The sequence below is a fragment of the Vibrio sp. M260121 genome, from assembly GCF_036533715.1.
GTDB lineage: Bacteria > Pseudomonadota > Gammaproteobacteria > Enterobacterales > Vibrionaceae > Vibrio.
Map to the genome: position 1 here is coordinate 31,338 of NZ_JATABF010000015.1, position 25,704 is coordinate 57,041.

Sequence of the window (25,704 nt, forward strand, 5' to 3'; positions counted from 1 at the left end):
AATTACATTGTACGGCTGTTTATTTTGAAGCTCAGACTTACATTAGATAAGCTAAATAATGAGTGTAATATCTCGGTAACTCCGAACGAAAAAAGTTAATTAACGCCTCTAAAGCTGCCATTCATAGGTTTTACCTGTTAATAAAATCGGCCATCTCAAATTTATCCTTCCTCCTTCAACCATTAACATAACGCTTCTTTTGTGTACCTCCCCATTTTTAAGAAATCTCTATGAAACAAAAAGGATTCTCCCTGACAGAGTTAGTCGTCGCTATTGTTGTGTTGGCAATCATTGGATTATTTGCTGCACCTAAAATCATGCACATGCAACGTGAGGCTCGTATCAATACATTGGAAGCTTTCGTGGGTGCATTTCATGCCACCAATGAGGTTGTGATGACCAAGGCTAAGATTCAGGGAGTCGCCAATGCGCCTTTGGCTAAATTGTCAGATCACGATATTTACGTCCGAATGGGATCATTAGCTTTAGATGACTTCAATGTCGCTAATGCGATGGAAATCGACGGGTTTAATCTTGCCAATACTGGTTCAACTCAGACACCTTCGCTCATCGTTTATCTAGGTAAGGAAAAGTCTCTTCTACAGATAAGGGATTCTGAGTGCTTCATCAGTATTAGTCGCCCTTTCACGGCTTACGATGAAGAAAGGATTGTTTCAATGGATGAGCTGAAGGTGAACAAATTCTATGACAATTGCTAGCTTCTGGCTTCTAAGAAGTGACTTTAGAGAAATTAGAATGAAAAAGCCGAGCTGCACTCGGCTTTTTATGATCAACTTACGCCACTTTGTACTTGCTGATAGACAATCAAAAATAAACCGGCAAATACCGCTACGGTCAGCAAAACCTTTAACCAAAGAAGCTTCATTATTATCTACTCTTCTGGTGCGTACTGCGCAAAAACTTCTTGAGCTGTCATTTTCTTGCTGTGTGGTTGTAGGTCATAGTAAGCGGGCTTCTCATCGGTGAATATTTCTAAGCTTAATTTGAAATCTGGCTCATTAAATAATCCCGCAGAAAGAATGTATTCATCCGTTGCCAATAAGTGGTAATAGATATTCGTACCGCATTCCCCACAAAAACCTCGTACAGCCCACTCCGAAGACTGATAACGCTTCGGTTCAGCGCCATTAAATCTTACTCCTGGTCCGCAATGCACCGCATGTAGAGGACCACTTGACCACTTTCGGCACATATCGCAATGACAAAAGCTCACTTCATTGTGCTGAGGTGCGGTCACTTCAATAGCGCCGCATAAACAGGTTCCTTTCATCGCTGTCACTCCCAATTCAACCTCCATCATTATGGCGGCTTTAGACACTCCATTGATGTGACCAACCTAGTCTTTCACCACATTCTCTGGCCGCATGTTTGCGTGAACTTTATGAACGAAACGTCGTTTATGCTCAATATTCTCTTTATCTACGCATTAGAGACATAACGTTAACACCCTATTAACCTTTAGCTCATCACTAGCGAGTCTCCCTACCTCGTTAGGAGAACAAATAATAAGACTCTTCAAAACAAGAGAGTCACCAACATAAGGAACGTGAAACATGTTAAAGGTACTCAAACCAACGCTCGCCGCATCCATCATTGCAGCCTCATTTTCTTTCCACGCTTTTGCTGCTGATGTTGAAAAAATCCACTTTCTAATCCCTGGTGGTGCTGGTGGTGGCTGGGATATGACGGCTCGTGGTACAGGTGATGTACTGGTTAAATCCGACATCGTTGAAAATGTCTCTTTCCAAAACCTCTCTGGTGGCGGTGGTGGTAAAGCCATTGCGCACCTTATCGAAACCGCTGAGCGTCAACCTGACACGTTGATGGTCAACTCCACCCCAATCGTTGTTCGCTCACTGACGGGTATCTTCCCTCAATCTTTCCGAGATCTCACGCCAGTAGCCGCAACGATTGCTGACTACGGCGCTATCGTGACTTCCGCAGATTCGAAATACAACACATGGGAGGATGTGGTCAAAGATTTCGAATCTAACCCACGTAAAGTAAAAATCGCTGGCGGTTCTGCTCGAGGCTCGATGGATCACCTAGTTGTCGCAGCCGCATTTAAAGGCGAAGGTTTTGATGCACGTAAAGTTCGCTACATCGCGTATGATGCTGGCGGCAAAGCAATGGCAGCGCTTCTATCTGGCGAAACACAATTGCTTTCAACCGGTCTTGGCGAAGTATTAGAGATGTCGAAATCTGGTCAGGTAAAAGTACTGGCGATTACGGCACCAAAACGTCTAGACGCTGCACCAAACATCCCTACCCTGAAAGAATACGGCAATGAGACTGTGTTCGCGAACTGGCGTGGCTTCTTTGCCGCTCCTGGCACAAGCCAAGCCAAGCTCGACGAATGGAACGCAGCTCTGACCAAAATGTACAAAACGGACGAATGGCAAGTTGTTCGTGACCGCAATGGTTGGATTGACAACTACAAAGCGGATAAAGAGTTCTTCGCGTTCCTAGAAGAGCAAGAGCAGCAAATGGGCGATCTAATGCGCGAATTAGGTTTCCTTAAAAAGTAATAACTCCCATCCGAGTTTGTGGGGTTAGCTATCCCTAGCCCCGTTGTATTTGCACTCTAATTTCACCGTATATGGGCATTGTCGATATTCGACAAGTAAAAACTCCTTTGTTTATTGATTGGTAAACACTAAGTAACTCGACTAGCAGCGATGCGCTTAATTGTTAATGACTTGACCCTTCCTCATTAACGCCCATATACGGTCTTTTCCTGTTGTTCTAGGAGTTGGATATGTCTCATTCAACCAATATTTTTACCAAAGAGAACTTGCTGTGCCGCGATCGTGTTGGCGCGATGATCTTTTTGTTGTTTTGCCTATGCTATGGCTACCAAACTACGCAAATCCCTCTCTTTCCCGGGGATGAATACGAACCCTTCACGGCTCGCACTTTACCGACCATTCTGACCTACGTCGGGATTGGTTTAGCGCTAATGCTATTGGTCACTGGTCAGCCCGATAAACAAAGCGGCGCTGTGATGTCATTCAACTGGAAATTGCTTATCGCCTTTTTAGTTTTGATGGCGCTTTATGGCCTGGGTTTGACTTACATCGGCTTTGTATTAGCGACAGGGTTCTTCCTGCTTGCGGGCTTTTACCTTCTTGGCGAACGACGTAAATCGGTGTTGTTTGGCGCCTCATTCCCGTTCGTTATCGCGTTTTACTTGTTGCTCACTCAAGGTCTGGATATCTACCTTGAGCCTGGTCTGATTTTCACCATCTGGTAGTCAAAAGAAAGGACTGAATTATGTTAGATGGAATTCTACAAGGTTTATCCACCGCCGTGATGCCAATGAACATCATGATGGTGATTGTTGGCTGTTTTGTTGGTACGTTTATCGGCATGCTACCGGGGCTTGGTCCTATTTCTGCCATCGCTCTGATGATCCCTATCACCTATGGTTTGGATCCGTCGTCAGGTCTGATTCTGATGGCAGGTGTTTACTATGGCGCGGTATTTGGTGGTTCAACTTCTTCTATTCTTATCAACGCGCCGGGTTGTTCATCAACCGTAGTCACCGCGTTTGATGGCTACCCAATGGCACAGAAAGGACAAGCAGGTAAAGCACTTGCACTGGCGGCTTACTCTTCTTTCACTGGTGGCACGCTTTCTGCAATCATGCTGCTTGTGGCGGCACCAGCATTGGCTAACGTCTCGTTAAGCTTCCAATCTTCTGACTACTTTGCGCTAATGCTTCTAGGCTTATCCGCAGTGGCTGCTTTCGCTGGCAAAGGACAAGTAATAAAAGCATGGATGATGACTATCCTGGGTTTGATGCTATCTACCGTCGGTATTGATAAAGGCGTCGGTGTTGAGCGCTTCACCTTTGGTCTGACAGATTTGATGGATGGTTTCAGCTTCCTATTGTTGGCGATGGCGACCTTCGCGCTGGGTGAAACTTTGATGGGTATTTTGAAGCCTTCCGAGGACACGCGAGATGAAGAGCAAGATAAGCTGAGCAACATTGGCTCGATGAAAGTCACCAAGGAAGAAATCAAAGAAGTGGCGCCAGTTTCTATTCGCTCTTCAATCCTTGGCTTCTTTACTGGTGTTCTTCCGGGCGCAGGTGCAACCATCGCCGCCTTCTTAAGCTACGGCATGGAACGTAATCTTGCTCCAAAGGATAAAAAAGAACAGTTTGGTAAAGGTAGCATCCGAGGTTTGGTGGCTCCGGAGTCGGCGAACAACGCGGCATCAAGTGGTTCTTTCGTTCCTCTATTGACCCTGGGTATTCCTGGCTCCGGTACAACCGCAATCATGCTAGGAGCGCTAATCGCTTACGGTATTCAGCCGGGTCCTCGTCTGTTTGTTGAACATCCAGATGTGTTCTGGTCGGTGATTATCTCCATGTACTTCGGCAACATTGTGTTGGTGATTCTTAACCTACCGCTGATCCCATACATCTCAAAGCTGTTGGCAGTACCAAGAACCGTGTTGTTGCCGATGATTCTGTTCTTCTCCATTACGGGTGTGTATCTGGTTTCTTTCAACACCATGGACGTGTTTGTGATGTTACTTGTGGCAATGGCTGCCATCGCACTAAGGTTAGCAAACTTCCCTCTCGCACCGCTGTTGCTTGGCTTTATCCTTGGTGGATTAATGGAAGAGAACCTGCGTCGTGCATTGATGATTTCCGACGGTGAACTGAGCTTCTTATGGGAACGCCCAATCACACTGACATTCACAGTGCTTGCAGTATTGGTACTTGGCAGCCCACTGTTTGTAAAACTCTTTCAAAAGCTTAAAGCGCAACCAGTGAAAGTTGAGCAATAAGCATTCTATCTCTCCCTCAAGGTAGACCTTTGAAACCAAGCCACCCTCTGCGGTGGCTTTTTCTTGGACTAATCGCTACTTTATTTCTTTGGGTGAGTTGCGTAGTGTTAATCGTTCAGAAACAAAACTATAAGAACAAAAAAGGACTTTTTATGCTGCTGGAATTTGCTCTCTTGTTTGCTGCGGGCATCATTGGTGGGATCATGAACTCCGTCGCCGGTGGTGGTAGCTTCATTACCTTCCCTGCATTAATGGCGGTTGGCGTGCCTCCCATCATGGCGAACGCGACGAATACTTATGCTTCTTGCGCAGGTTACATCAGTGGTGCAATCGGTTTTCGCGAAGAAATCATGAAGAACAAGCAAGAACTCGCTTTCACTATCTCTTTCAGTTTGATTGGTGGCGCAGTCGGTGCTTACCTTCTGCTAAATACGCCAGAATCTGTTTTTCTTGAAGCGATTCCATGGCTATTGTTATTCGCAACCGTGCTGTTTTTAACTGGCTCACGCATGACTGCGTTAATTAAGTCTCTGACCAAAGAAACCAAACACGCTGGCATTTTAGGCGTAATCGCTTTGAGCCTGCTTTTAGTTGGAGTTTCTGCTTACGGTGGTTTCTTTAACGCGGGGCTAGGCGTGATCGTATTAAGTTATTTAGTGGTTGCAGGGCACCAAGACATCAACTTAATGAACGGGCTTAAGCTGCTGGTTTCGACCTGTGTTTCTCTGATTGCCATCGTAATTTTTGTTGCTAACGGTTCGATCGATTGGACCAAAGGCAGCGTTGTAATGGTTGGCACATTAGTTGGCGGCTACTTGGCAGCGCGAGTATCTCGCCAGTTGAATCCTAGTCATGTAAAAGGCTTCGTTGCCCTCTCTTCTATCGCCATCACTATCTACTTTTTTATCGATGTATATATGTAAAAAGAACATGGCTATTGCTAACATTTTAATACGCAATCAATTGCTATTTCTTTAGAAAATATTAGAAACAAGTTAATTATGTAAACATTAACTACTCATTAAATTAAAGTTGTTCATACTAAAAAACACCAACTAAAGCATTATAAGTTAAAAAATCTAGATAGAAACTCCTTGCATAATCACGGATTTATTATGTGAACGTATATAACATTTTCCCAGTATATACATTAACAACCTCACAATTATTGCACGTTTACATTTTTAATTTATATTAGTTATGTAAGCATAATAATGTGTCTAACCACTATAACTCACAGGATTAAATATGAAGTATATTCAGATCCAAGAAAAGTTATGGTCAAGCTCAATAGCTTGGTACACCAACGACTTTAAACTATCTGTCCTACCTCTTTTTTCTATTCTCTAGTCTCATCTTACTAACCATCGGTAAGAAGGTTAGTCGATCCTTATTACATTTATTTTCTTAGCACTTCCTTTATTAAATATAAAAATATTAAAGGCTAGCTTCGCACGTCTATATAAAATAAGAGACTTAATTATGGAAAACTTTAAACATTTGCCAGAACCATTCCGCATTCGCGTCGTAGAACCAGTAAAAACCACCACACGTGAATACCGAGAACAAGCCATTCAAAAAGCAGGCATGAACCCATTCCTGCTCGATAGTGAAGATGTGTTTATCGACCTACTCACCGACAGTGGTACTGGTGCTATTACCCAACAAATGCAAGCTGCAATGTTGATGGGTGATGAGGCGTATAGCGGAAGTCGTAGTTACTATGCCCTAGCCAACGCGGTTAAAGACATTTTCGGCTATGAACTGACCATCCCGACCCACCAGGGCCGCGGTGCAGAGCAGATTTACATCCCAATACTCATCAAAAAGCGTGAGCAGGAAAAAGGCTTAGATCGCTCAAAAATGGTGGCCCTATCCAATTACTTCTTTGATACAACGCAAGGCCATACGCAAGTGAATTGCTGCGTTGCCAAAAACGTTTATACCGAAGAGGCGTTCGATACGTCCGTCACTGCTGACTTCAAAGGTAACTTTGATCTAGAGAAATTAGAACACGCAATATTAGAGGCGGGAGCAGAAAACGTCCCTTACATTGTCAGCACTATCACTTGTAACTCAGCCGGTGGTCAACCTGTTTCTATCGCCAACCTAAAAGCCGTTTATGAGATAGCTCAGCGCTACGACATCCCTGTCATTATGGATTCAGCACGTTACGCCGAGAATGCGTACTTTGTACAACAACGTGAGCCTGAATATAAAGACTGGACCATCGCAGAGATCACCAAAGAGACTTACAAATACGCTGATGCCCTTGCGATGTCTGCGAAAAAAGACGCAATGGTTCAAATGGGCGGCTTATTGTGTTTCAAAGATGATTCGATGATGGATGTCTATACGGAATGTCGCACACTGTGTGTTGTTCAAGAAGGTTTTCCTACTTACGGTGGCTTAGAAGGTGGAGCCATGGAACGCCTTGCTGTTGGATTGTATGATGGCATGCGCTCTGAATGGTTAGAATACCGCATTGGACAAGTCCAATATTTGGTGGATGGCTTAGAAGCCATTGGCGTAGTCTGCCAACAAGCGGGCGGTCATGCAGCATTTGTCGACGCCGGAAAATTACTCCCACACATTCCTTCAGAGCAATTCCCCGCTCATGCGCTCGCCTGCGAACTGTATAAAGTCGCGGGTATCCGTGCTGTTGAAATCGGTTCTTTGTTGCTTGGCAGAGATCCCGCTACCGGCATACAACATCCGTGTCCCGCAGAACTGTTACGTCTTACCATTCCTCGCGCTACTTACACGCAAACTCATATGGACTTTGTCATAGAAGCCTTCCAAAAAGTGAAAGAGAACGCTCAAAACGTAAAAGGCTTGGAATTCACTTATGAACCCAAAGTACTACGTCACTTTACCGCTCGCTTAAAAGAGGTCTAAAAGACACTCGCGCATCGATAATTAGATGCGCGAGATTCCTTTCTCACACGTTATTTGGTTTGAGTTTATTCATTTCATTTACAGGAAAATAAACATGGAAAAGAAACCGTCCTTATTTGGCGGCGCTTGTATAATTGCAAGTGTTTGCGTAGGTGCAGGAATGCTCGGATTACCAAGTGCTGGAGCTGGCGCTTGGACAACCTGGAGTATAATTGCCATTTTAGTAACCATGATCATGATGACAATATCAGGATGGATGCTTTTAGAGTCTTTTAAACGATATGATTTAAAAGTATCTTTTAATACTGTCACGCAAGACGTTCTTGGTAATAAATTAAACATTCTAAATAATATCGCAGTTTACTTTGTTGGAGGAATATTAATTTATGCTTATATCACGTCATCAGGTCTCATCATTGAAGGCATTACTGGTATTAACAATAAAGTTTCCTCAGTTTTATTTGTCGCTGTATTTTCTTTATTTGTTTGGCATTCAACAAAAGCGGTAGACAGAATTTCAGTCATTCTGATTATCTTCATGATATTGAGTTTTATATTTGGTGTATCAGGTTTGGCCATCAATGTTGATTCCAACATATTGTTTGACCATATCAGTACAGAGACAAATTACGCGCCTTTTGCTTTAGCGATGCTACCCGTAGCGTTAACCTCCTTCGGGTACCATCACTCGGTAGCGACTATGCGTGCTTATTACAAATGTGAGTACGACGCTAAGTTGGCGATCCTCGGCGGTACCAGCATCGCCTTCACACTCTACGTACTTTGGCTCGTGAGTATTAATGGCAACTTACCTCGCTCTGAGTTTATTCCAGTAATTGAGCAAGGCGGAAACGTCGAAACACTACTTGCCGCGTTAGATTCCGTCATTGACTCAGATAAAGTGTCCAACGCGATTAACGCCTTTTCAATGGCAGCGATTCTTTCTTCTTTCATTGGTGTGGGACTAGGTCTGTTTGATTACCTTGCTGACTTTTTCAAGTTTTCAGATACGCGACAAGGACGCACCAAAACATGTCTCGTAACCTTTCTTCCACCACTCATCTTATCCCTCTTATTCCCATTTGGATTCGTCATAGCAATTGGATACGCAGGCGCTGCCGCAACCATATGGACTTGTTTTATCCCGGCTTTACTTGTTTATAAAACTCGTCAACTCGAAGGTGGACAAGAAGGATTTAAAACCCCGTTTGGCAACACAATGATCGTTATGGTGCTTTTGTTTGGTTTGCTCACTGCCACCTTCCACTTCATGTCGATGATGGACCTTCTACCCACCCTTATTAATCAATAAACAGAAATTTTGAAATGGAGTTTAAGATGAAAACTAAGTTACTTATTGCCGCTTCCACCGTTCTACTTTCTAACAATGCTTATTCAGTAACTGTTTATGAAGACGAAGTAAACAAAGTCGATATTGGTGGTGCATTTCTCATGGACTACTTCCAACCAGTTCATTTTCTTGACCACTTCTTTAACACGAGTCGCAGTACATTGAACATTGGTGTAGCACGTGCCCTCAATGACAAGTGGTCTACGGACGTTAAGTTTGAATGGGACACGATTCTCAATCCACCATCAAATGAGTTTGGAAACAAAAATGGAGATAAATTCCGTAGTCGTTTGGGTTACATTTCCGTCAACCACACTGAGTTAGGTAGCTTGCGAATTGGTAAGCAATATTCTGCTTATTACGATGTAGCGGGATACATGGACAACCTCATCGTTTTTGATCCAGACGCAACACCACTATTCAGTGATGGAAAAGACGGTGGATTTTTAGCGACGGCACGCGGTGATAATCTTGTCGTTTATCGCAACAGCTTTGATGCATTGAACCTATCAGCTCAATACGGCTTCAATAACGTGAGCAATCAAATGGGTGGGCTGACTAGGGATAACAACCTAGCACTCGCGCTAAGTTACGATTTTGATTCCGGTTTGAGCCTTGGAACTACCTATATGCGCAACAAAGTGGAAGGTAGCTCTGGTGGTTTAAATGATGGTGATTTGCAAGAGCTGACGACTGTTGCCGCAAAGTACGTAAACCAAGGCTTCCAAATATCGGCAGCCTATACGATCGGGGAAAATGCACACGAAACCGATTTGTTTGGTTACGGATTTGATGGTACAGCGCCAACAGGTAAACCCAACCTTTACGCTGATGCAAATGCCTATGACGTATACGCACACTACTACTTCGCCATGGGTATTCGTCCTTACATTTACCTATCTAACGTAGATTTCGATGACTCAACGCTACAGGTAAACGGCAATCGCAATGTCTACTCATTCGGCATCAGCTACCACGCGACACCGCAATTCATCATTTCAGGGGAAGTGAGAACAACAGAAGAAGATGGATTAGGAGCAGGAAAAAGAGATGACACGCTTAGCGGAATGACGATCATTTACGCATTCTAAATAGCGGTCGACCACCCACCTCTAAAGGTATTGAATGTTAGCCTCTGCTTTATACTTCAATAACAAGAAGTTCAGATAGCACACAAACAAAAACGCCATCGAAAATTACGATGGCGTTTTTATTGGTTCTGAGTGAGATTACTTAATCAAGCCCACTTCTTTGTAGTACTTCTCAGCACCTGGGTGAAGCGGCGCAGATAGACCATCTTTCACCATTTCTTCTTTCTTCAAGTTTGCAAATGCTGGGTGTAGACGGCGGAAGTCGTCAAAGTTTTCGAATACCGCTTTCACTACATTGTAAACTACTTCATCTGGCACTGCCGTTGAAGAAACAAACGTTGCACCTACACCAAAGGTTTGTACATCGCTTTCTGAACCGCGGTACATACCACCCGGTACGTTTGCGATACGGTAGAAGCTGTTATCAGAAACCAACTTCTCAACTTGTGGGCCGGCTACCGTTACGATGTTGCTGTCACATGAGGTAGTCGCTTCTTTAATCGCACCACTTGGGTGACCTACTGTGTAGATCATCGCATCGATCTTGTTGTCACACAGTGCTTTAGACTGCTCTGATGCTTTCAACTCAGACACCAGTTTGAAATCGTCATTCGTCCAGCCGTACTCTTTCATCAGCACTTCCATCGTACCGCGCTGACCGGAGCCAGGGTTACCGATGTTAACGCGTTTACCTTTCAAATCATCAAACGATTTAATGTTTGCGTCTTTACGAGCCACAACGGTGAATGGTTCTGGGTGTACAGAAAACACTGCACGAAGCTCTTTGAATGGTCCTTTATCTTCAAACTTGCTCGTACCGTTATAAGCATGGTACTGCCAATCTGACTGAGCGATACCTAAATCCAACTCTCCTGCACGAATGGTATTGATGTTGTAGATAGAACCACCGGTACTTTCTACTGAACAACGAATGCCATGATCAGCACGTGACTTGTTCACCAATCGACAAATAGCACCACCCGTTGGGTAGTACACGCCAGTTACACCGCCCGTACCAATGGTTACGAACGTATCTTTAGCAGAAACTGAAAAACTTGCACTTAGGGCAGCCAGAGAAGCCGCGACAGCAATTTGCTTGAGCTTTAACATTGAACGTCCTTATTTTTTCCTTTGTTTATGGCCAGATAAGTATAGCAACCGTTAACAAGTTGATAACGTCCGAGTTCACATCCTGAGAAGAAGAATCCGAGGCTAGAAGGCATTGATCAGTAAGAAAATATGAATGCTCCTTTACCCCACCACAAAAAGTAAAGCCTCGAAGAGTTCGAGGCTTTGTTCATCACTGCTTTTCTTGTTGCCTTAAAAGGCGATTTATTTAGAAGAAGCCTAGCGGATTGACGTCGTAGCTAATGAGTAGGTTTTTCGTATTCTGGTAGTGATCAAGCATCATCTTATGCGTCTCACGGCCGATACCTGATTTCTTGTAGCCACCAAACGCAGCATGTGCTGGGTAAGCGTGATAGCAGTTAATCCAAATGCGCCCTGCTTCGATGTTTCGCCCCATACGATAAGCAAGGTTTTGATCTCGCGTCCACACACCCGCACCCAAGCCATATTCTGTGTCATTGGCAATCGCTAGTGCTTCCGCTTCATCTTTAAAGGTGGTCACTGCGATGACCGGGCCAAAGATCTCTTCTTGGAATACGCGCATCTTGTTGTGACCCTGTAACAAGGTCGGTTGAATGTAGTAGCCCTGCTCCAAGTCGTTTTCTTGTTTCGCTACATCGCCACCAAACACGACTTTCGCGCCTTCTTGACGACCGATTTCTAGATAACTCAGGATCTTATCGAACTGCTCTTGCGAGGCTTGAGCGCCAACCTGAGTATCGGTATCAAGTGGATTACCCTGCTTGATTGTCTGCGCGCGCTCTGCAACTTTAGCGATAAACTTGTCGTACACAGACTCATGAACTAACACACGTGATGGACAGGTACACACTTCCCCTTGGTTGAAGAACGCAAGTAAAGTGCCTTCAATGCACTTATCTAGGTATTCGTCTTCGTGGTCAAACACATCTGGGAAGTAGATATTTGGAGATTTACCACCAAGCTCAACCGTTGATGGAATAAGGTTCTCTGCGGCGCATTTCAAAATATGGTTACCGACTTCTGTTGAACCCGTAAATGCCAACTTAGCGATTCGGTTACTCGTCGCCAGTGCTTGCCCTGCTTCTGAGCCAAAGCCATTGACTACATTCACCACGCCAGCAGGCAGAAGGTCACCAATTTTTTCCATCAGAACGAGAATCGAAGTTGGCGTTTGTTCGGCAGGTTTTAGCACAACACAACAGCCCGCAGCCAATGCAGGAGCAAGTTTCCAAGCCGCCATCAACATAGGGAAGTTCCAAGGGATGATCTGCCCAACAACCCCAATCGGCTCAGGGAAGTGATAACTTGCGGTGTGCTCATCTAACTCAGCCGCACTGCCTTCTTGAGCACGGATACAACCTGCAAAATAGCGGAAGTGGTCGACAACCAAAGGCAAGTCTGCTGCTAGTGTTTCACGTACAGGTTTGCCGTTTTCCCAGGTTTCTGCCACAGCCAGCTCTTCAAGATGTTGTTCAATGCGATCTGCAATCTTCAATAGGATGTTCGAACGTTCAGTCACACTGGTTTTCGCCCATTGCGCTCTTACGCCATGTGCAGCATCCAGTGCAAGATTGATGTCTGCTTCTCCAGAACGAGCCACCTTACAATACGCTTGACCATTGATTGGCGATGTATTGTCGAAGTATTCACCACCCGTTGGTTTTACCCATTCGCCACCGATGTAGTTGTCGTAATGCGATTTGAAATTAACGATGGCATTTTCACTACCTGGCTGTGCATAAATCATAACTCTTCCTTTTGTTCTCGTTCAGTTTTTTGTTTTAAACAACCGAGTGTTCAACTCAGTTGTGTTGTTCGCTTCATTACTCAAATCACATGCCAACAACGCGCGTCTTGTTGTTAATTAAATGTAAAACTATGATTACCAAGCGATAACAAACCAAGTGAGTGGCGTTTGAGCGGATGTATGGTGTGAACACCAGTGTTCAAGTGTTCCAAAATGGCACACCCTCACTGTGACAAAATGGTACAGTCATGGAACTTCAACACATTACCAACAGCAATTGGCTTTCCACTTCATGGGACAGAAGTGAGCAAGCCGGTTTAAAACAGCGACGTCGGCCAGACGATATTCGCGTAACTTCCGCGTTTCTTGAAGACAGACGCCACCAGCTCAATTTCTTGATCGATGCGGTAAAACAATTCGCTCTGCCTCTGTTTAACCAGTTATTTACGCACAGCGACAGTCGCCTAATATTGACTGATGCGGAAGGCGTGATCATTGGAAGCTGGGGACAGCCCAAATTCCGTGAAAAGTTGACCGAGATTGCACTCAGCTCTGGTGCATGCTGGCAAGAAAAGCTCAAAGGGACGAATGCCATTGGTACAGCATTAATAGAAGCAAAACCGGTCTCTGTGATTGGTGACCAGCACTTTATACAACATCATCGTTTCATCAGTTGTTCAGCAAGCCCTATCTTTGATCATTTGGGTAATTTGATTGGTGTATTGGACATCACCAGTGAACAAAAGAAGCATGACTTTTCAACGCAGGTCTTAGTGCAAAACATGGTTCAACAGGTGGAGAATCAACTGCTCAACCAAATCCCTCAAGGCCACATTCGAGTTGATTTAGCTTGTGAGCAAGGTCTACTGAATAGCGGTTGGCAAGGCATCATCATTGCCAATGAAGAGGGTCAGATTCTGGCTCATAACCAAGTTGCCTCACAACTGCTGGATCAAACTAACGTTGTTGGACAGCAACTCGCCTCCATACTCGACTGCTCTGCCAGTAATCAATCTTTAGTGTTTAAAACTCAGCCACTATCGGAGCGTAAAACATCATCTCGTGCCATTTCTGCCTCTAATGACCTGCATTACGGCGATACCACCGTCGAGCACTGCTGGCAGCAAGCCAATCGTGTAATCGACAAAGACATTAGCTTATTGATCCTTGGCGAAACCGGCGTAGGTAAAAATGAGTTTGTTAAAGCTCTGCACAAAAACAGCCAGAGAAAAAACGGCCCCTTGGTTTCCGTGAACTGCGGTGCGCTGCCGAAAGACTTGGTCGAATCCGAACTGTTTGGTTATGTTGCAGGCGCCTTCACCGGAGCAAACAGCAAAGGCTATCAAGGCAAGATCCGTCAAGCACACAAAGGTATCTTGTTCTTAGATGAAATTGCAGACTTACCATTAGAAGCGCAAAGCCGGCTGCTGCACGTGCTCCAAGACAAAACCGTGTTGCCTGTCGGCTCAAACCAAACCATTCAAGTGGATACACAAATCATCGCCGCAACACACAAAGACTTAGAGCGATTGGTTGAACAAGGTGCATTTCGTCAGGATCTTTATTACCGCCTAAACGGACTCATCGTCGAATTGCCTCGTTTCCAAGAGCGTAGCGACAAACAAGCACTGATTGAAAACATTCATCGTCGTCACGCCGAGTCTGAACAAAGCATTTGCCCTCACCTACTGTCATTAATGTTGGGCTATGGTTGGCCGGGGAATCTTCGTGAGCTCGACAGCTTAATAAAAGTATCAGCCCTCATGGCGCAAGGAGAAACGCAACTCGAGCTTAGCCACGTACCGAATCATCTTGCCAAAAAGCTAAGCCAAACAAGTGTTATCGGAGAAGTGGGGACGTCAAAAACCAGAGACATGCGTACGACTGTGGAAGATAAGCTGCTGAAAACCTACCAAGCAAACCAAGGCAATATCAGCAAAACCTCACGCATGTTGGGTCTGAGCCGCAATACCATTTATCGCAAACTCAAGAGTCTTGGTATGCTGAAATGATGAAGTGTGAGAGATAAAAAAAGAGCACCTCTTTGGGTGCTCTTCTTATTTTGAAACCTAGCCTTACAGTCCGCCTTCTTGCTGCGCCTGTTTTACTAATGCCTGACGTTGAGTTTCCGTTTCAGAGTTCACTTTCTGTTCCTTGTGCGTTTCCTGATCCATATCTGCCGGAATGAAAACAAAGTACTTGTTAAGAGTCATCGTAAGAACCTCAATTAATAGTGTTAAATCACCTTCTTGGTAAATGTAAACAACACCAGCAAAAACGACTTATGCCGGTTCCTTGTTGTAGGTTTCAAAAAATAAAGGATGTTCGACCATCAAACATCCTCCATATGCAACCTAATTATAGGAGGAGTTCAAAGGCTTACCTAGCACTCTTTATCACCTTTTTACGCAATCTTAGATTTGATATCGGTATTGGTAAAACTCTTACTTTGAGCTAACCCCATGTCACAAAAGAGAAATTTGTTGGCGATTTTGTTGGAACAGAGGATGAGACACGTTGATACTTAAAGCTCAATGTTTTGAGGCGCTAACTTCGTGAAAAATACCATTGATTTAAATCTGTATCGCTTTCTTTATCTGCTCAGTCAGCAAAAGTCACAGGCAAAAGTGTGCCATACACTCGACATCAGCAAGGCCACGTTCACCCGGCAACTGGCTGAATGCCGCCAGCGATTTGATAACGAACTGTTCAATGCAGAGAAAGGCATTTATACCCCAACCCTGCTTTGCCAACAGTTATGTGAAGCGATAAGCGAGCCGTTAGAGCAACTTGAGCAATTACCACAGTTGGCAAAGACCTTTAATGCGAACCAACATTCTAATGAGTACGTCTTCAGCATCATCAACCCTCTTTCTGGCATGTTAACGATTCCCTTGGTTACCGCCCTTACCACAGATGAACAAAAGCCTAAGATTTCCTTTATCGATTGGTCGATTGAAAGCATAGAGAACCCTAAACGCGGCGCTGTCGCGATTGGGATTGGTGGTTTTCCTAATGAACTCAACGAGAGAATGGTAGAACGTAAGGTGGCTTCCGTTCCCATCTTTGCGTATGTGAACGCTCAACACCCTCTTCACCAACAAACCGAACTTGAACTCAGTGACATTGAAAACCTTGAAACGGTGCGAGTCTCCATGGGTTCGCTCGATGTGAGCGCTTATTACGAACGAATGCGTAAATTAACGGGAGTGAATCTAGAGCAGAAGCTGACCGTCTCCTCAATGACTGCCGCACTCGATTGTGTCAAAGTCAGCCCGTACGTGTTTGTCGGTATGTATATTGACGATCAAGAGCTACCCGCGGGAATTTGTCGATTACCGTTAAAACTAGAGGGAACACAAATGTTGTTTGATGTCGGGATTCAGTACCATCGCGCCTTCTACCAACACCCGATCATCGCGCAGGTAGAAACCTTTATTAAAGGAGCACTTAGCTAAGCCACTAAATTAAATTGCCGTATAGCCAATGCATACAAAAAAGCCGACCCATTAACAGGTCGGTTTTCATCTTCAATTTGTCGTATCTTGTGATGGTCTTATTTCACTTCAGTGATATCACTTGGCTTCCAAGAACCGTCGTACCATGGTTCTAAAGGACCGTACATACGTAAGATACTGAACCACCCCTTGTTAGGAACCGTTTGAATCCAGTTTGCTTCTTTATCCTTCGGAGCGGTTGGACCGAAGTACAAGTCTACTGAGCCGTCTGGGTTTTCAACCATCTGGTCACGTTTATCGTTCTTACTTGGGAACGGTTGACTCGTTTGTAGCTCTGAACGTGTTTGCGTATCGTAAGCCACCACAGACCAGAAGTTCTTCGCTGGCGCATTCGCAGGAATCGTCAGCTTGTAATTCTTACCACCATCAAAGAACTCACCCTCTGCCGTTTTATCAACAATGGCGTACTGAGAGCCTTTGCCAATCATTTTAAGCGCCATCGCTGGCGTGTTTACCGTTGCCATGTAGAAGAAATAAGTACGCGCATCTAGATTACGTCCACCTTTACCTTCATCAATCAGCCACTGATAATCTTTGCCGATAAAAGCAGTTTTCCAGTTACGATCGTCCCAAATGTACGCGTTTTCTGTACGTGGGTTAAACATCAGTGCACGAGCCGTTGCGTTACCAATTGCAGCACCATCTTTCAGGATCTTCTGCATACGCGCATCAGGTTCGAACGGCTTACCTTTTTGAATGCCAATTGTCGCAATCAAACCGCGCATTTCTGGGTCAATAAACTCAACCGGCTCCTTATCAAGAACAGTTTTAAGCTCATCGTAAAAGTGCTCGTCATTGGCGTGAATAGTATTGAATGCCTTACCGCTACCAGAGATGAATTCCATCTTCGGCTGTTCACCTTTCTTCGCCAATGGGTAAATCTTCAAACCTGTGCGGTATGAGTTCACAGCAGCATCGGTTTTACCATCTTTCAGGAACCCACGCGCAATAAACCAGTTGGTGTAACTTGTCGACTTCGAAACATGGTAGCCCTCAGGCACTGGACCCTCGTAATTTGGTGGCAAGATGAGGTATTTGCCGCCCTGACCTTTATCTGGCCCCACTACGCCCATATCAGTCACGAAACGGAAGAAGGCATCATTGACCGTAGTAGGCCCCATGCCCGGTGGAATTTCCACAACCGTTGGCCCGTCACGTTCTAAGTCAAGGAAAGCAGAGGCATACACGGTATCCGTGTTACCGGTTAGGAACAAAGGATTTGAATCCATCAAATTATCAAATAGCATCACCTGATTGGATTTCGTCAATCCCATCTTTTCATGTCCAATTCGTAACGCTTCTAACGACGCCATAGGGATGGCATTCATGAATACTTCTGTCGCTCGCATAGTATCGAGATTGTTATAAAGCGTATCCATGGTTTGTTGACTTGGCACACCATCCTTGAAATTCAAAGTACCGATGCTTGTTTCCACCGTATTCGGCGTCATGATGCTTGTTGGAATATCTGTGTTGTAGTTACTGGTATTTGCCAGAACAGAAGATGAAACCAGTAAGCCAGTCAGCACAGCGATACGTTTAAGTTGAGTCTTTAGCATAAGAATTTCCTGCGTTATCAGTTGCGATACATTCACTCTACTTAAAGTTAGGAATCAATTCTGATGCTCGCCACAATCAAAATTGCCGACACACGTTTTTATGCAATGAAACTCACAATAAATCTCTATTAAAAACTGTCTACCAGGTCAATTTTTAATCTTTTTTGAGAAATCTTTAGCCTACTTTTTGGGTATATTTCGAGCAAAATAGAGACAATATAAATGCGGAGTGAAAACACTCTGACTCTACCCACTAAGCTCTGGGAGGCGTTATGAAAAGTAAAAAATTAGGTCATGTGATGTCATTCAGCAGAATGTTTTCCTTCATTGCCTTTCTGACAGCCACATTCGCTTGGGTATTAAGTATGTATGCCCTCTTTACGGTATCTGTTGTGGCGCTCTTCGTCAGCGGACTACTCTATTTGAATGACAAATTCGGTCCCCACCATAAAGGCAATACAAAAGAAAAGAGCGCGTAAGCGCTCTTTGAGTTTCTGAAGAATAAGAATTAAAAAAGGATGCCACTTGGGCATCCTTTTGCTTTTATCCGTTTACTGACTGCGGATTAAACGTCGTAAGTTGTAGACGCTGTGTCGCCACCTGTACCAGTCCAGTTTGTGTGGAAGAATTCACCACGTGGACGGTCAGTACGCTCGTAAGTGTGAGCACCGAAGTAGTCACGTTGAGCTTGAAGCAGGTTCGCTGGTAGACGAGCTGTTGTGTAACCGTCTAGGAAAGATAGCGCAGAAATCGTACATGGCATTGGGATACCAGACTCTAGAGATTTCGCTGCTACTTTACGCCACGCCGCTAGGCTGCCTTGTAGGATGTTTTTGAAGTACTCATCAGAACCTAGGAACGCGATGTCTGGGTTCGCTTCGTACGCATCACGGATGTTGCCTAGGAACGCAGAACGAATGATACAACCACCACGCCACATTAGAGCTACGTTACCGTAGTTTAGGTCCCAACCGTTCTCGTTAGACGCTTCGCGCATTAGCATGAAGCCTTGAGCGTAAGAGATGATCTTAGAAGCTAGTAGCGCTTGACGTAGTGCATCAACCCACTCTTGCTTGTCGCCTTCAACCGGAGTGATTGTCTTACCGAATAGAGATTCAGCTTCAACACGTTGGTCTTTCAGTGCAGATAGACAACGAGAGAATACAGACTCAGAGATAAGCGTTAGTGGAATACCTAGGTCTAGTGCGTTGATACCTGTCCACTTACCAGTACCTTTTTGGCCTGCTGTATCTAGGATCTTCTCAACTAGAGGCTCACCGTCTTCATCTTTGTAGCCAAGGATGTCAGCCGTGATTTCAACAAGGTAGCTGTCTAGCTCAGTCTTGTTCCAATCAGCGAATACTGCTTGCATCTCGTCAGCAGACATACCAAGACCGTCTTTCATGAACTGGTAAGCTTCAGTGATTAGCTGCATGTCACCGTATTCGATGCCATTGTGAACCATCTTAACGAAGTGACCAGCACCATCGTTACCAACCCAGTCACAACATGGCTCACCAGCGTCAGTTTTTGCAGAGATACCTTGGAAGATTGGCTTAACCGCTTCCCAAGCTTCAGCAGCGCCGCCAGGCATGATTGAAGGACCAAAACGTGCACCTTCTTCACCACCAGATACACCAGTACCGATGAAGTGAATGCCTTTCTCACGGCAGTGTGCTACGCGACGGTTTGTGTCTGGGTAGTTAGTGTTACCACCGTCAATGATGATGTCGCCTTCGTCTAGAAGCGGGATTAGGTTGTCGATGAACGTGTCAACAACGTCACCTGCACGAACCATAAGCATCACTTTACGTGGCGTTTCTAGCTTCTCTACTAGTTCTTCTAGAGAGTATGCACCGATGATGTTTGTGCCTTTCGCTGGACCTTCCAGGAACTCGTCTACTTTTGCAGCAGTACGGTTGTGAGCCACAACTTTAAAGCCGTGGTCGTTCATGTTAAGGATAAGGTTTTGCCCCATTACAGCAAGGCCGATTACACCGATATCACCTTTCATTGTTTCTCTCCAATTGTCTTTTATTCGACCAGCGGCCGTATTAAACGATTTTTGCCGCTGCGTCTAAATCTAAATACCATTCCGTCAGACCCGCTTTCGCTTGGATCTTCGCTGCCGGATATGGAAGTACGCGTGCTGGTGAGCTGTTAATCTCTTCGATAATGTCTGCTTTACCAGCGCCAAGTACCAAGTAACTGATTCGCTTCGCTGCTTCTAGTACGCGTGCCGTTTTCGATACACGAATTTGACCAGACTCAGGATGAGAAGCCAATACTGATAGGTTCTCATCATCGTAGTTTGTCTGACCAGGGAACAGTGATGCGGTATGACCATCTGCGCCAACACCAAGCAAGATCCAATCAAACACAGGAGTGCCATTTTCAGTTGGAATCACTTCTGCCATCTCTTTCGCAAAGCGCTGTGCTTCTGCTTCTGGCTCTTCTTCACCACGGATGCGGTGGATGTTCTCAGCAGGAATATTTACCTGTGTAAATAGTAGAGCATTCGCTTCGCCATAGTTACTTTCTGCATCATCAGGCGCAACACAGCGCTCATCACCCCACCAGAAGTGTAGGTTTTGCCATTGAATTGAAGTCGCGTAAGCTTCTGTTGCTAGTAGCTTAAACAGCATTTTTGGTGTGCTGCCGCCAGAAAGAGAGATGTGAACAGGTCGGCCCATTTCGCTAAACGCTTTCATGTCGTTAGCAAGGCTTTCTACTACCTGCTCTGCTGTTTGGTAGATCTTGTGGTTGATCATAGTTCGCAGTAGTCCGTATCTGTTAGGTTTTTACAAGGGAAACGCCATGCGCGGTTAGCTCGCTGTAGCAAGTCGTCCGCTTCTTTTGGTCCCCATGTACCACACGCGTATCCGAATAGCGCTTGTGGGTCTTGCTTGAAATCTAGAATCGGTTGCACGTATTTCCAACACGCTTCAACCGCATCGCTACGAGCAAATAGCGTTGCATCACCGTTTAGGGCATCAAGAAGTAGACGCTCATAAGCAGTTAGCATTTGGGTTTCTTGCAGATCAGCGTAGTGGAAGTTCATTTTCACTTCCTTCGCTTTAAAGCCTGCGCCCGGCTCTTTCAGACCAAAGCTCATTTGGATGCCTTCGTCTGGCTGAATACGAATAATCAGCTTGTTCTCTGGTGCGTTTTGACCAAACACTGGGTGTGGTGTCTGTTTAAAGTGGATAACCACTTCTGTCACGCGGGTCGGTAGACGCTTACCTGTACGTACGTAGAAAGGCACGCCATTCCAACGCCAGTTGTTGATGTAAGCTTTCAGGCCGATGTAAGTCTCAGTACGAGAATCGTCTGCTACGCCGTTCTCTTCACGGTAACCAGGAAGTTGTTGACCACGAACTTCAGACGCCGTGTACTGACCCAATACAAGGTCGTTGCGAAGTGCGTCTTCATCCAGTGGTTTAAGACACTGCAGCACTTTCACGACTTCATCACGCATCGCGTCAGCATTGATTTGTGCAGGTGGCTCCATACCGACCATTGCTAGTACTTGTAGCAAGTGGTTTTGGAACATGTCGCGCACCGCACCTGAACCATCGTAGTAACCGCCACGCTCTTCTACGCCTAAGAATTCTGCGCCTGTGATTTCCACGTAATCAATGAAGTTACGGTTCCACAATGGCTCAAACATAGCGTTAGAGAAACGAAGTACAAGAAGGTTTTGAACCGTTTCTTTACCTAGGTAGTGGTCGATACGGTAGATTTGGTGTTCTTGGAAGTGCTCGTGGATTTCTTTATCCAACGTACGCGCTGATTCAAGATCGTAACCAAAAGGTTTCTCGATGATCAGACGTTTCCAACCATCTTCCTCGTTGTTCAGACCGTGTGCTGCAAGGCTTGCAGGAATCACGCTGTATAGGCTTGGTGGCGTCGCAAGATAGAAAAGCGTATTACGTTGTTCGAATTGGTATTCGTCTGCCAGTTGATCTAAACGAGTCGCCAACTTGCTGTAATCTTGTGTGTCAGAAGTATTGATTGCTTGGTAATGCAGGTGGTTGATAAATGCATCAAGCGTTTCTGGCTCAGTTTTCTCCATTTCCTGAAGCGATTTCTTCAGCTTTTCTCGGTAAGAATCGTCGCTGTATTCAGTACGACTAACGCCAAGAATGGCAAAATTCTCTGGAAGCTGTTTGTTCGCATAGAGGTGGTATAGAGCAGGAATCAACTTACGATATGTAAGATCACCTGAAGCACCAAAAATAACGATGCTGCTGTTTTCTGGTATTACCATCATCTTTCCCTTAAAAACGAGGTACTTATTGTGTGCCCGGATACGGCTAAAGGATTGAGCCAACCCTATCAATGGCACCCCAAAATAGAAAATTGGTCTTACCTATTACGTTGATAGGTAAAGCCTATAGACCTAAATCTCTGCAACAACTGAGCACCTTAACCATAGTCAGGATTTCACCAATTACAGCGCATTTAGGACGCTTATGTCTCTAGAGTACAACCTTGCACTCTCTGGAGGAGATTTCCGACACGGGGGCGTATTGTCTACGACTATTTGATTTACATCAACACTTGCTGGTGCAAACGTTTAAATAATTTACACAAATGACAGTAAAGCACTGAATATTAACAAGTAATCATCATTAGATTGAAAGTTATAAAATTTAAGCAAAAACTCTAAATTGGAGAATAGTTGTTCAAACTTGCAATCCATTACATAAGTAGTGTGCGTTACGTGGAGTTTACCGTTCAATCGCTATATTGCTGAGAGTGAAACTTGAGAAGGCTGAACCGAGCTTTCTATCGGTTTGAAGATAAAGAATGAGCAGTATGTGCTAGAAAACAAAACGGTGGCTGAATAATCGCCACCGCCTAATCACCCATTTACACAATTAATATTCGCTGCTTTTACAAACAACACATGTTACCGTGTCACTTTTTTGTAACAACGCTCAGGTCGCCCTACTGTTCCATAGTTTAAGTCGGCTTCCAGTTCACCTGAACTAATCAGGTATTCCAAATAGCGTCTCGCAGTCGTGCGGCTAGCACCAATCTTTTCCCCCGCTTCGTCAGCGGTAAACATCATTTCCCCACCAAACAAAGCGCGAATCTTATCCAGTGTCACACCATCAATGCCCTTGGGTAATCGCTGCGGAGAGTTCTCTGCTGAAACACTCGATTGCAGCATCTTATCCACCAGATTCTGGTCCAAGCTTTCTGCCACATCCAATTGTTGGCGCTGAGAAATGTATTTCTGCAATGCTGCTTCTAACCGAGGGAACATCACCGGTTTGAGCAAGTAATCGACCACCCCACCCCGCATCGCTTGTTGTAGCGTATCCACATCTCGAGCGGCAGTAATCAAAATCACATCACAGGTTTGATTATTCGTACGTAGCGTATTGAGGATTTCTAATCCCGTTCCATCAGGTAAATACACGTCCATTAGCAGCAAGTCCGGCTTAAGCACTTCAAGCTGCATTTCCGCTTCCATGCGGGTTGTGGCAATGCCCACTACTTCTAAACCAGGGAGTTGGCTTAGGTATTTATGGTGAAGCTCTGCAATGGCAATGTCATCCTCAATGATCATGACTCGCGTTGCCGTATTCATACTTGTTCTTCCTTAGGCAAATACACGGTAATTCTCGTTCCATGTTCTGTATTTGGTAGCATCTCAACATAACCGTGATAACGCGTCGCCAGTTGGCTCACAAGATGTAATCCGACGCCTCGGCCTTGGCGAGACTTGGTTGAGATGCCCTTTTTCATGAGCTCTTGAGGCTCAATACTTTCTGGTAGCCCACACCCTTGGTCGACCACCTCTAAAATCACTTCGTTGCCATAGTCACTGATGGACACATCAATGCCGCGTCGCTCAAATGCAAAGGCCGATTCCTCACGAATAGCAGACAAAGTTGCGTCAAATGCGTTATCGACAAGGTTGCCAAGAATGGTTACCAAATCTTCAGCGTTTAGCCATTCCGGTAGCGGTTCTAAGCGGCTGCCTTCTTCTACCATCAGCTGTAAACCGAGCTCCCGTGCACGCTCTGTTTTGCCCAAAAGCATGCCAGCAATAAGCGGGTCTTTAATGGTGTCCCGCAAGAACTCAATCATCGCTTGGTAATGCGCGGTTTCTTGTCCAATCAGCTGCTGCACCGCCTCTAGCTCACCCATTTGAACCAAGCCACTGATAGTATTGAGCTTGTTTCTGTGTTCATGAGTCTGAGAGCGAAGTAAATCGGCATACTCTTTGGTTTGTGAAAGTTGCTCGGTCAGCTCATTGATTTCATCGCGCAGACGAAAGCTCGATACCGCACCGACAATTTTGCCATCCACAAAGATCGGCGAACGGTTCGCAATAAGGCGCTTATGATTAAGGAATATTTCGATGTCGTGATCTTCTTGCCCGGTTTCCAACACCGTATACAAATCGCTATCTCGAAGCGTATCGGTCAACGGTTTGTTGAGCGCAGCTTCTCGGTTAATACCTAGAATTTGGCATGCGCTACGGTTGATCGAGCGTAATACACCTTGCGCATCAACACTGAGCACCCCTTCTTTAATGGTGCTCATAGTCACATCCAATTCACCGTATAAGCGACCAATCTCTTCCGGCTCAAAGCCCATGATCGCTCGTTGGAACTTACGTGACGCATAGTTAGAAACCACGGCATTGGCTGCAACCACAACCAGTGCCATTACAATCAGAAAGGCCAGAAACGGCTCGATTCGATCTTGCAGACGCTCCAAGAGATAACCGACAGAAACCACCCCAATAATGTTGCCTTGCTGGTCAAAAATCGCCGCTTTACCACGAACGGAATAGCCTAGAGAACCTTGAGCAGTAGAAATATAGGACTTCCCTTCCACCAGCGCTCTTTGGTTATCACCGCCTTTCATCGGCTTACCAATACGTTCGTCGACGGGGTGAATCAGACGCACGCCATTTTTATCGCCAATCACAATAAACGCAGCACCTAACGCATCGGTCATTTCACGAAATCGCTGTTGGTATGGCTCTGGATTTTGAGATTCGATCATCTCGATGACGATGTGGGATGTCGATAAGAAACGAGCTACACCCAGTGCTTTCTCACCCATCTCTTGTTCTTGATCGAACTTAAGGTAAGTAAAGCCAGCAGCCACAAGAATAAGAAGTTCAATCAAACCCGATAGCGTCATAATAATAAGCATGCGCTTACGAAAGCTGATCCGACTCCAACTCATTGATATTTCCTTTATCTTCGCCAGTTTTCCACGTCACTGTGGCACACTTTCCTAAGTTAACACTGAGTTAACATGCTCGCTCTAATCAAATGACAAATCTGTGAACAGACGAAACGTTCTGAACGGTTTACGGTTAATTTATAGGCGCGCCGTGCTTTCTTCAGTTCGAACAGCCCCGTTCCAACACTTAGCTTTGTCACTCATGGCTCATTTAGCGCATTTATAGCCGCCGTGAATATCAAAATTCAATCATAATGCTAACGAAATAATGTTGTTATTTATTCAACATCATACATAAATTGCCATCTAAATCTTGAACGCGATCACACCAAATTTAGCGGTTTTTGAGGCGTTTTTAGACTTTCCGTCGTATAATTTTTAGTCAAGAAGC

General features: G+C 45.0%; 21 protein-coding genes. 11 read left to right on the forward strand and 10 right to left on the reverse strand.

Annotated features, from left to right (window positions below; translation table 11 throughout):
* The first annotated feature begins 230 nt into the window (after positions 1–230).
* Complete coding sequence (locus tag QTO06_RS10540) at positions 231–719, forward strand: type II secretion system protein (RefSeq protein WP_331407923.1); 489 nt, start codon at positions 231–233, stop codon at positions 717–719.
* Between the two features lie 173 nt (positions 720–892).
* On the opposite strand, the gene QTO06_RS10545 is transcribed toward QTO06_RS10540, so the two are convergent.
* A complete protein-coding gene (locus QTO06_RS10545) occupies positions 893–1,291 on the reverse strand; it encodes a GFA family protein (RefSeq protein ID WP_005426570.1) in 399 nt (132 codons plus the stop codon).
* A 283-nt stretch (positions 1,292–1,574) separates the two neighbouring features.
* Here QTO06_RS10545 and QTO06_RS10550 point away from each other — a divergent pair, with 283 nt between their 5' ends.
* The 7 genes from QTO06_RS10550 (at position 1,575) to QTO06_RS10580 (ending at position 10,161) form a co-directional block, all read left to right on the forward strand.
* On the forward strand, positions 1,575–2,549 hold the full coding sequence (locus tag QTO06_RS10550; protein ID WP_009696966.1) for a tripartite tricarboxylate transporter substrate binding protein: 975 nt from the start codon (positions 1,575–1,577) through the stop codon (positions 2,547–2,549).
* 230 nt (positions 2,550–2,779) lie between these two features.
* Entirely contained in the window at positions 2,780–3,274 is a 495-nt protein-coding gene (locus QTO06_RS10555) for a tripartite tricarboxylate transporter TctB family protein (protein ID WP_005451900.1), read from the forward strand.
* 20 nt (positions 3,275–3,294) lie between these two features.
* The gene (locus tag QTO06_RS10560) at positions 3,295–4,821 is read left to right on the forward strand and encodes a tripartite tricarboxylate transporter permease (protein WP_005451899.1); all 1,527 of its coding nucleotides are present in this window, start codon (positions 3,295–3,297) and stop codon (positions 4,819–4,821) included.
* A gap of 152 nt (positions 4,822–4,973) precedes the next feature.
* A complete protein-coding gene (locus tag QTO06_RS10565) occupies positions 4,974–5,744 on the forward strand; it encodes a sulfite exporter TauE/SafE family protein (RefSeq protein ID WP_331407926.1) in 771 nt (256 codons plus the stop codon).
* A 559-nt stretch (positions 5,745–6,303) separates the two neighbouring features.
* The gene (gene tnaA / locus QTO06_RS10570) at positions 6,304–7,719 is read left to right on the forward strand and encodes a tryptophanase (protein ID WP_331407928.1); all 1,416 of its coding nucleotides are present in this window, start codon (positions 6,304–6,306) and stop codon (positions 7,717–7,719) included.
* A 94-nt stretch (positions 7,720–7,813) separates the two neighbouring features.
* Positions 7,814–9,031: an aromatic amino acid transporter gene (locus QTO06_RS10575; protein ID WP_331407929.1), complete on the forward strand. Its 1,218-nt coding sequence runs from the start codon at positions 7,814–7,816 to the stop codon at positions 9,029–9,031.
* A 26-nt stretch (positions 9,032–9,057) separates the two neighbouring features.
* Positions 9,058–10,161: a porin gene (locus QTO06_RS10580; RefSeq protein ID WP_331407930.1), complete on the forward strand. Its 1,104-nt coding sequence runs from the start codon at positions 9,058–9,060 to the stop codon at positions 10,159–10,161.
* A gap of 138 nt (positions 10,162–10,299) precedes the next feature.
* On the opposite strand, the gene QTO06_RS10585 is transcribed toward QTO06_RS10580, so the two are convergent.
* Positions 10,300–11,271 (reverse strand): TAXI family TRAP transporter solute-binding subunit, encoded by a 972-nt coding sequence (locus QTO06_RS10585; RefSeq protein WP_208445484.1) that lies wholly within the window; start codon positions 11,269–11,271, stop codon positions 10,300–10,302.
* Between the two features lie 226 nt (positions 11,272–11,497).
* Positions 11,498–13,018, reverse strand: coding sequence for an acetaldehyde dehydrogenase ExaC (exaC, locus tag QTO06_RS10590; RefSeq protein ID WP_038881709.1), 1,521 nt, complete (start codon positions 13,016–13,018; stop codon positions 11,498–11,500).
* A gap of 248 nt (positions 13,019–13,266) precedes the next feature.
* Between exaC and QTO06_RS10595 the strand changes: the two genes are divergently transcribed.
* Positions 13,267–15,030 carry a sigma-54-dependent Fis family transcriptional regulator gene (locus QTO06_RS10595; protein WP_331407932.1) on the forward strand — a complete coding sequence of 588 codons (1,764 nt, stop codon included), beginning with the start codon at positions 13,267–13,269 and terminating at the stop codon, positions 15,028–15,030.
* 63 nt (positions 15,031–15,093) lie between these two features.
* Here QTO06_RS10595 and QTO06_RS10600 read toward each other — a convergent pair whose 3' ends face one another.
* Positions 15,094–15,231 (reverse strand): hypothetical protein, encoded by a 138-nt coding sequence (locus QTO06_RS10600; protein WP_009704374.1) that lies wholly within the window; start codon positions 15,229–15,231, stop codon positions 15,094–15,096.
* A 342-nt stretch (positions 15,232–15,573) separates the two neighbouring features.
* Here QTO06_RS10600 and QTO06_RS10605 point away from each other — a divergent pair, with 342 nt between their 5' ends.
* Complete coding sequence (locus tag QTO06_RS10605; RefSeq protein ID WP_212581388.1) at positions 15,574–16,476, forward strand: LysR family transcriptional regulator; 903 nt, start codon at positions 15,574–15,576, stop codon at positions 16,474–16,476.
* Positions 16,477–16,574: 98 nt separating this feature from the next.
* Here the strand turns inward: QTO06_RS10605 and QTO06_RS10610 are convergent, their stop codons facing one another.
* On the reverse strand, positions 16,575–18,095 hold the full coding sequence (locus tag QTO06_RS10610) for a DUF1254 domain-containing protein (protein WP_331407936.1): 1,521 nt from the start codon (positions 18,093–18,095) through the stop codon (positions 16,575–16,577).
* Between the two features lie 272 nt (positions 18,096–18,367).
* Between QTO06_RS10610 and QTO06_RS10615 the strand changes: the two genes are divergently transcribed.
* On the forward strand, positions 18,368–18,574 hold the full coding sequence (locus QTO06_RS10615) for a hypothetical protein (protein ID WP_010448329.1): 207 nt from the start codon (positions 18,368–18,370) through the stop codon (positions 18,572–18,574).
* Positions 18,575–18,660: 86 nt separating this feature from the next.
* Here the strand turns inward: QTO06_RS10615 and gnd are convergent, their stop codons facing one another.
* The 5 genes from gnd to QTO06_RS10640 form a co-directional block, all read right to left on the reverse strand.
* Positions 18,661–20,109 carry a decarboxylating NADP(+)-dependent phosphogluconate dehydrogenase gene (gnd, locus tag QTO06_RS10620; RefSeq protein ID WP_005531010.1) on the reverse strand — a complete coding sequence of 483 codons (1,449 nt, stop codon included), beginning with the start codon at positions 20,107–20,109 and terminating at the stop codon, positions 18,661–18,663.
* Positions 20,110–20,149: 40 nt separating this feature from the next.
* Positions 20,150–20,866, reverse strand: a complete 717-nt coding sequence (gene pgl / locus QTO06_RS10625; RefSeq protein WP_005426562.1) for a 6-phosphogluconolactonase — start codon at positions 20,864–20,866, stop codon at positions 20,150–20,152.
* The gene (zwf, locus tag QTO06_RS10630; RefSeq protein WP_331407995.1) at positions 20,863–22,365 is read right to left on the reverse strand and encodes a glucose-6-phosphate dehydrogenase; all 1,503 of its coding nucleotides are present in this window, start codon (positions 22,363–22,365) and stop codon (positions 20,863–20,865) included. Before zwf ends, pgl begins: the two co-directional genes overlap by 4 nt.
* Before the next feature lie 645 nt (positions 22,366–23,010).
* Entirely contained in the window at positions 23,011–23,697 is a 687-nt protein-coding gene (locus QTO06_RS10635; RefSeq protein WP_233969434.1) for a response regulator, read from the reverse strand.
* Positions 23,694–25,313 carry a sensor histidine kinase gene (locus QTO06_RS10640; protein ID WP_331407939.1) on the reverse strand — a complete coding sequence of 540 codons (1,620 nt, stop codon included), beginning with the start codon at positions 25,311–25,313 and terminating at the stop codon, positions 23,694–23,696. The genes QTO06_RS10635 and QTO06_RS10640 overlap by 4 nt, the downstream gene beginning before the upstream one ends.
* Between the last annotated feature and the right edge of the window lie 391 nt (positions 25,314–25,704).

What these genes read in the sequence shown, in the direction of transcription:
- pgl (WP_005426562.1), bottom strand. Translation starts at nt 20,866, where the DNA reads ATGATCAACCACAAGATCTACCAAACAGCAGAGCAGGTAGTAGAAAGC.
- QTO06_RS10560 (WP_005451899.1), top strand. Translation starts at nt 3,295, where the DNA reads ATGTTAGATGGAATTCTACAAGGTTTATCCACCGCCGTGATGCCAATG.
- QTO06_RS10545 (WP_005426570.1), bottom strand. Translation starts at nt 1,291, where the DNA reads ATGAAAGGAACCTGTTTATGCGGCGCTATTGAAGTGACCGCACCTCAG.
- QTO06_RS10585 (WP_208445484.1), bottom strand. Translation starts at nt 11,271, where the DNA reads ATGTTAAAGCTCAAGCAAATTGCTGTCGCGGCTTCTCTGGCTGCCCTA.
- gnd (WP_005531010.1), bottom strand. Translation starts at nt 20,109, where the DNA reads ATGAAAGGTGATATCGGTGTAATCGGCCTTGCTGTAATGGGGCAAAAC.
- QTO06_RS10555 (WP_005451900.1), top strand. Translation starts at nt 2,780, where the DNA reads ATGTCTCATTCAACCAATATTTTTACCAAAGAGAACTTGCTGTGCCGC.
- QTO06_RS10580 (WP_331407930.1), top strand. Translation starts at nt 9,058, where the DNA reads ATGAAAACTAAGTTACTTATTGCCGCTTCCACCGTTCTACTTTCTAAC.
- zwf (WP_331407995.1), bottom strand. Translation starts at nt 22,365, where the DNA reads ATGGTAATACCAGAAAACAGCAGCATCGTTATTTTTGGTGCTTCAGGT.
- QTO06_RS10565 (WP_331407926.1), top strand. Translation starts at nt 4,974, where the DNA reads ATGCTGCTGGAATTTGCTCTCTTGTTTGCTGCGGGCATCATTGGTGGG.
- QTO06_RS10595 (WP_331407932.1), top strand. Translation starts at nt 13,267, where the DNA reads ATGGAACTTCAACACATTACCAACAGCAATTGGCTTTCCACTTCATGG.
- QTO06_RS10635 (WP_233969434.1), bottom strand. Translation starts at nt 23,697, where the DNA reads ATGAATACGGCAACGCGAGTCATGATCATTGAGGATGACATTGCCATT.
- QTO06_RS10640 (WP_331407939.1), bottom strand. Translation starts at nt 25,313, where the DNA reads ATGAGTTGGAGTCGGATCAGCTTTCGTAAGCGCATGCTTATTATTATG.
- QTO06_RS10540 (WP_331407923.1), top strand. Translation starts at nt 231, where the DNA reads ATGAAACAAAAAGGATTCTCCCTGACAGAGTTAGTCGTCGCTATTGTT.
- QTO06_RS10600 (WP_009704374.1), bottom strand. Translation starts at nt 15,231, where the DNA reads ATGACTCTTAACAAGTACTTTGTTTTCATTCCGGCAGATATGGATCAG.
- QTO06_RS10615 (WP_010448329.1), top strand. Translation starts at nt 18,368, where the DNA reads ATGAAAAGTAAAAAATTAGGTCATGTGATGTCATTCAGCAGAATGTTT.
- tnaA (WP_331407928.1), top strand. Translation starts at nt 6,304, where the DNA reads ATGGAAAACTTTAAACATTTGCCAGAACCATTCCGCATTCGCGTCGTA.
- QTO06_RS10610 (WP_331407936.1), bottom strand. Translation starts at nt 18,095, where the DNA reads ATGCTAAAGACTCAACTTAAACGTATCGCTGTGCTGACTGGCTTACTG.
- QTO06_RS10575 (WP_331407929.1), top strand. Translation starts at nt 7,814, where the DNA reads ATGGAAAAGAAACCGTCCTTATTTGGCGGCGCTTGTATAATTGCAAGT.
- exaC (WP_038881709.1), bottom strand. Translation starts at nt 13,018, where the DNA reads ATGATTTATGCACAGCCAGGTAGTGAAAATGCCATCGTTAATTTCAAA.
- QTO06_RS10550 (WP_009696966.1), top strand. Translation starts at nt 1,575, where the DNA reads ATGTTAAAGGTACTCAAACCAACGCTCGCCGCATCCATCATTGCAGCC.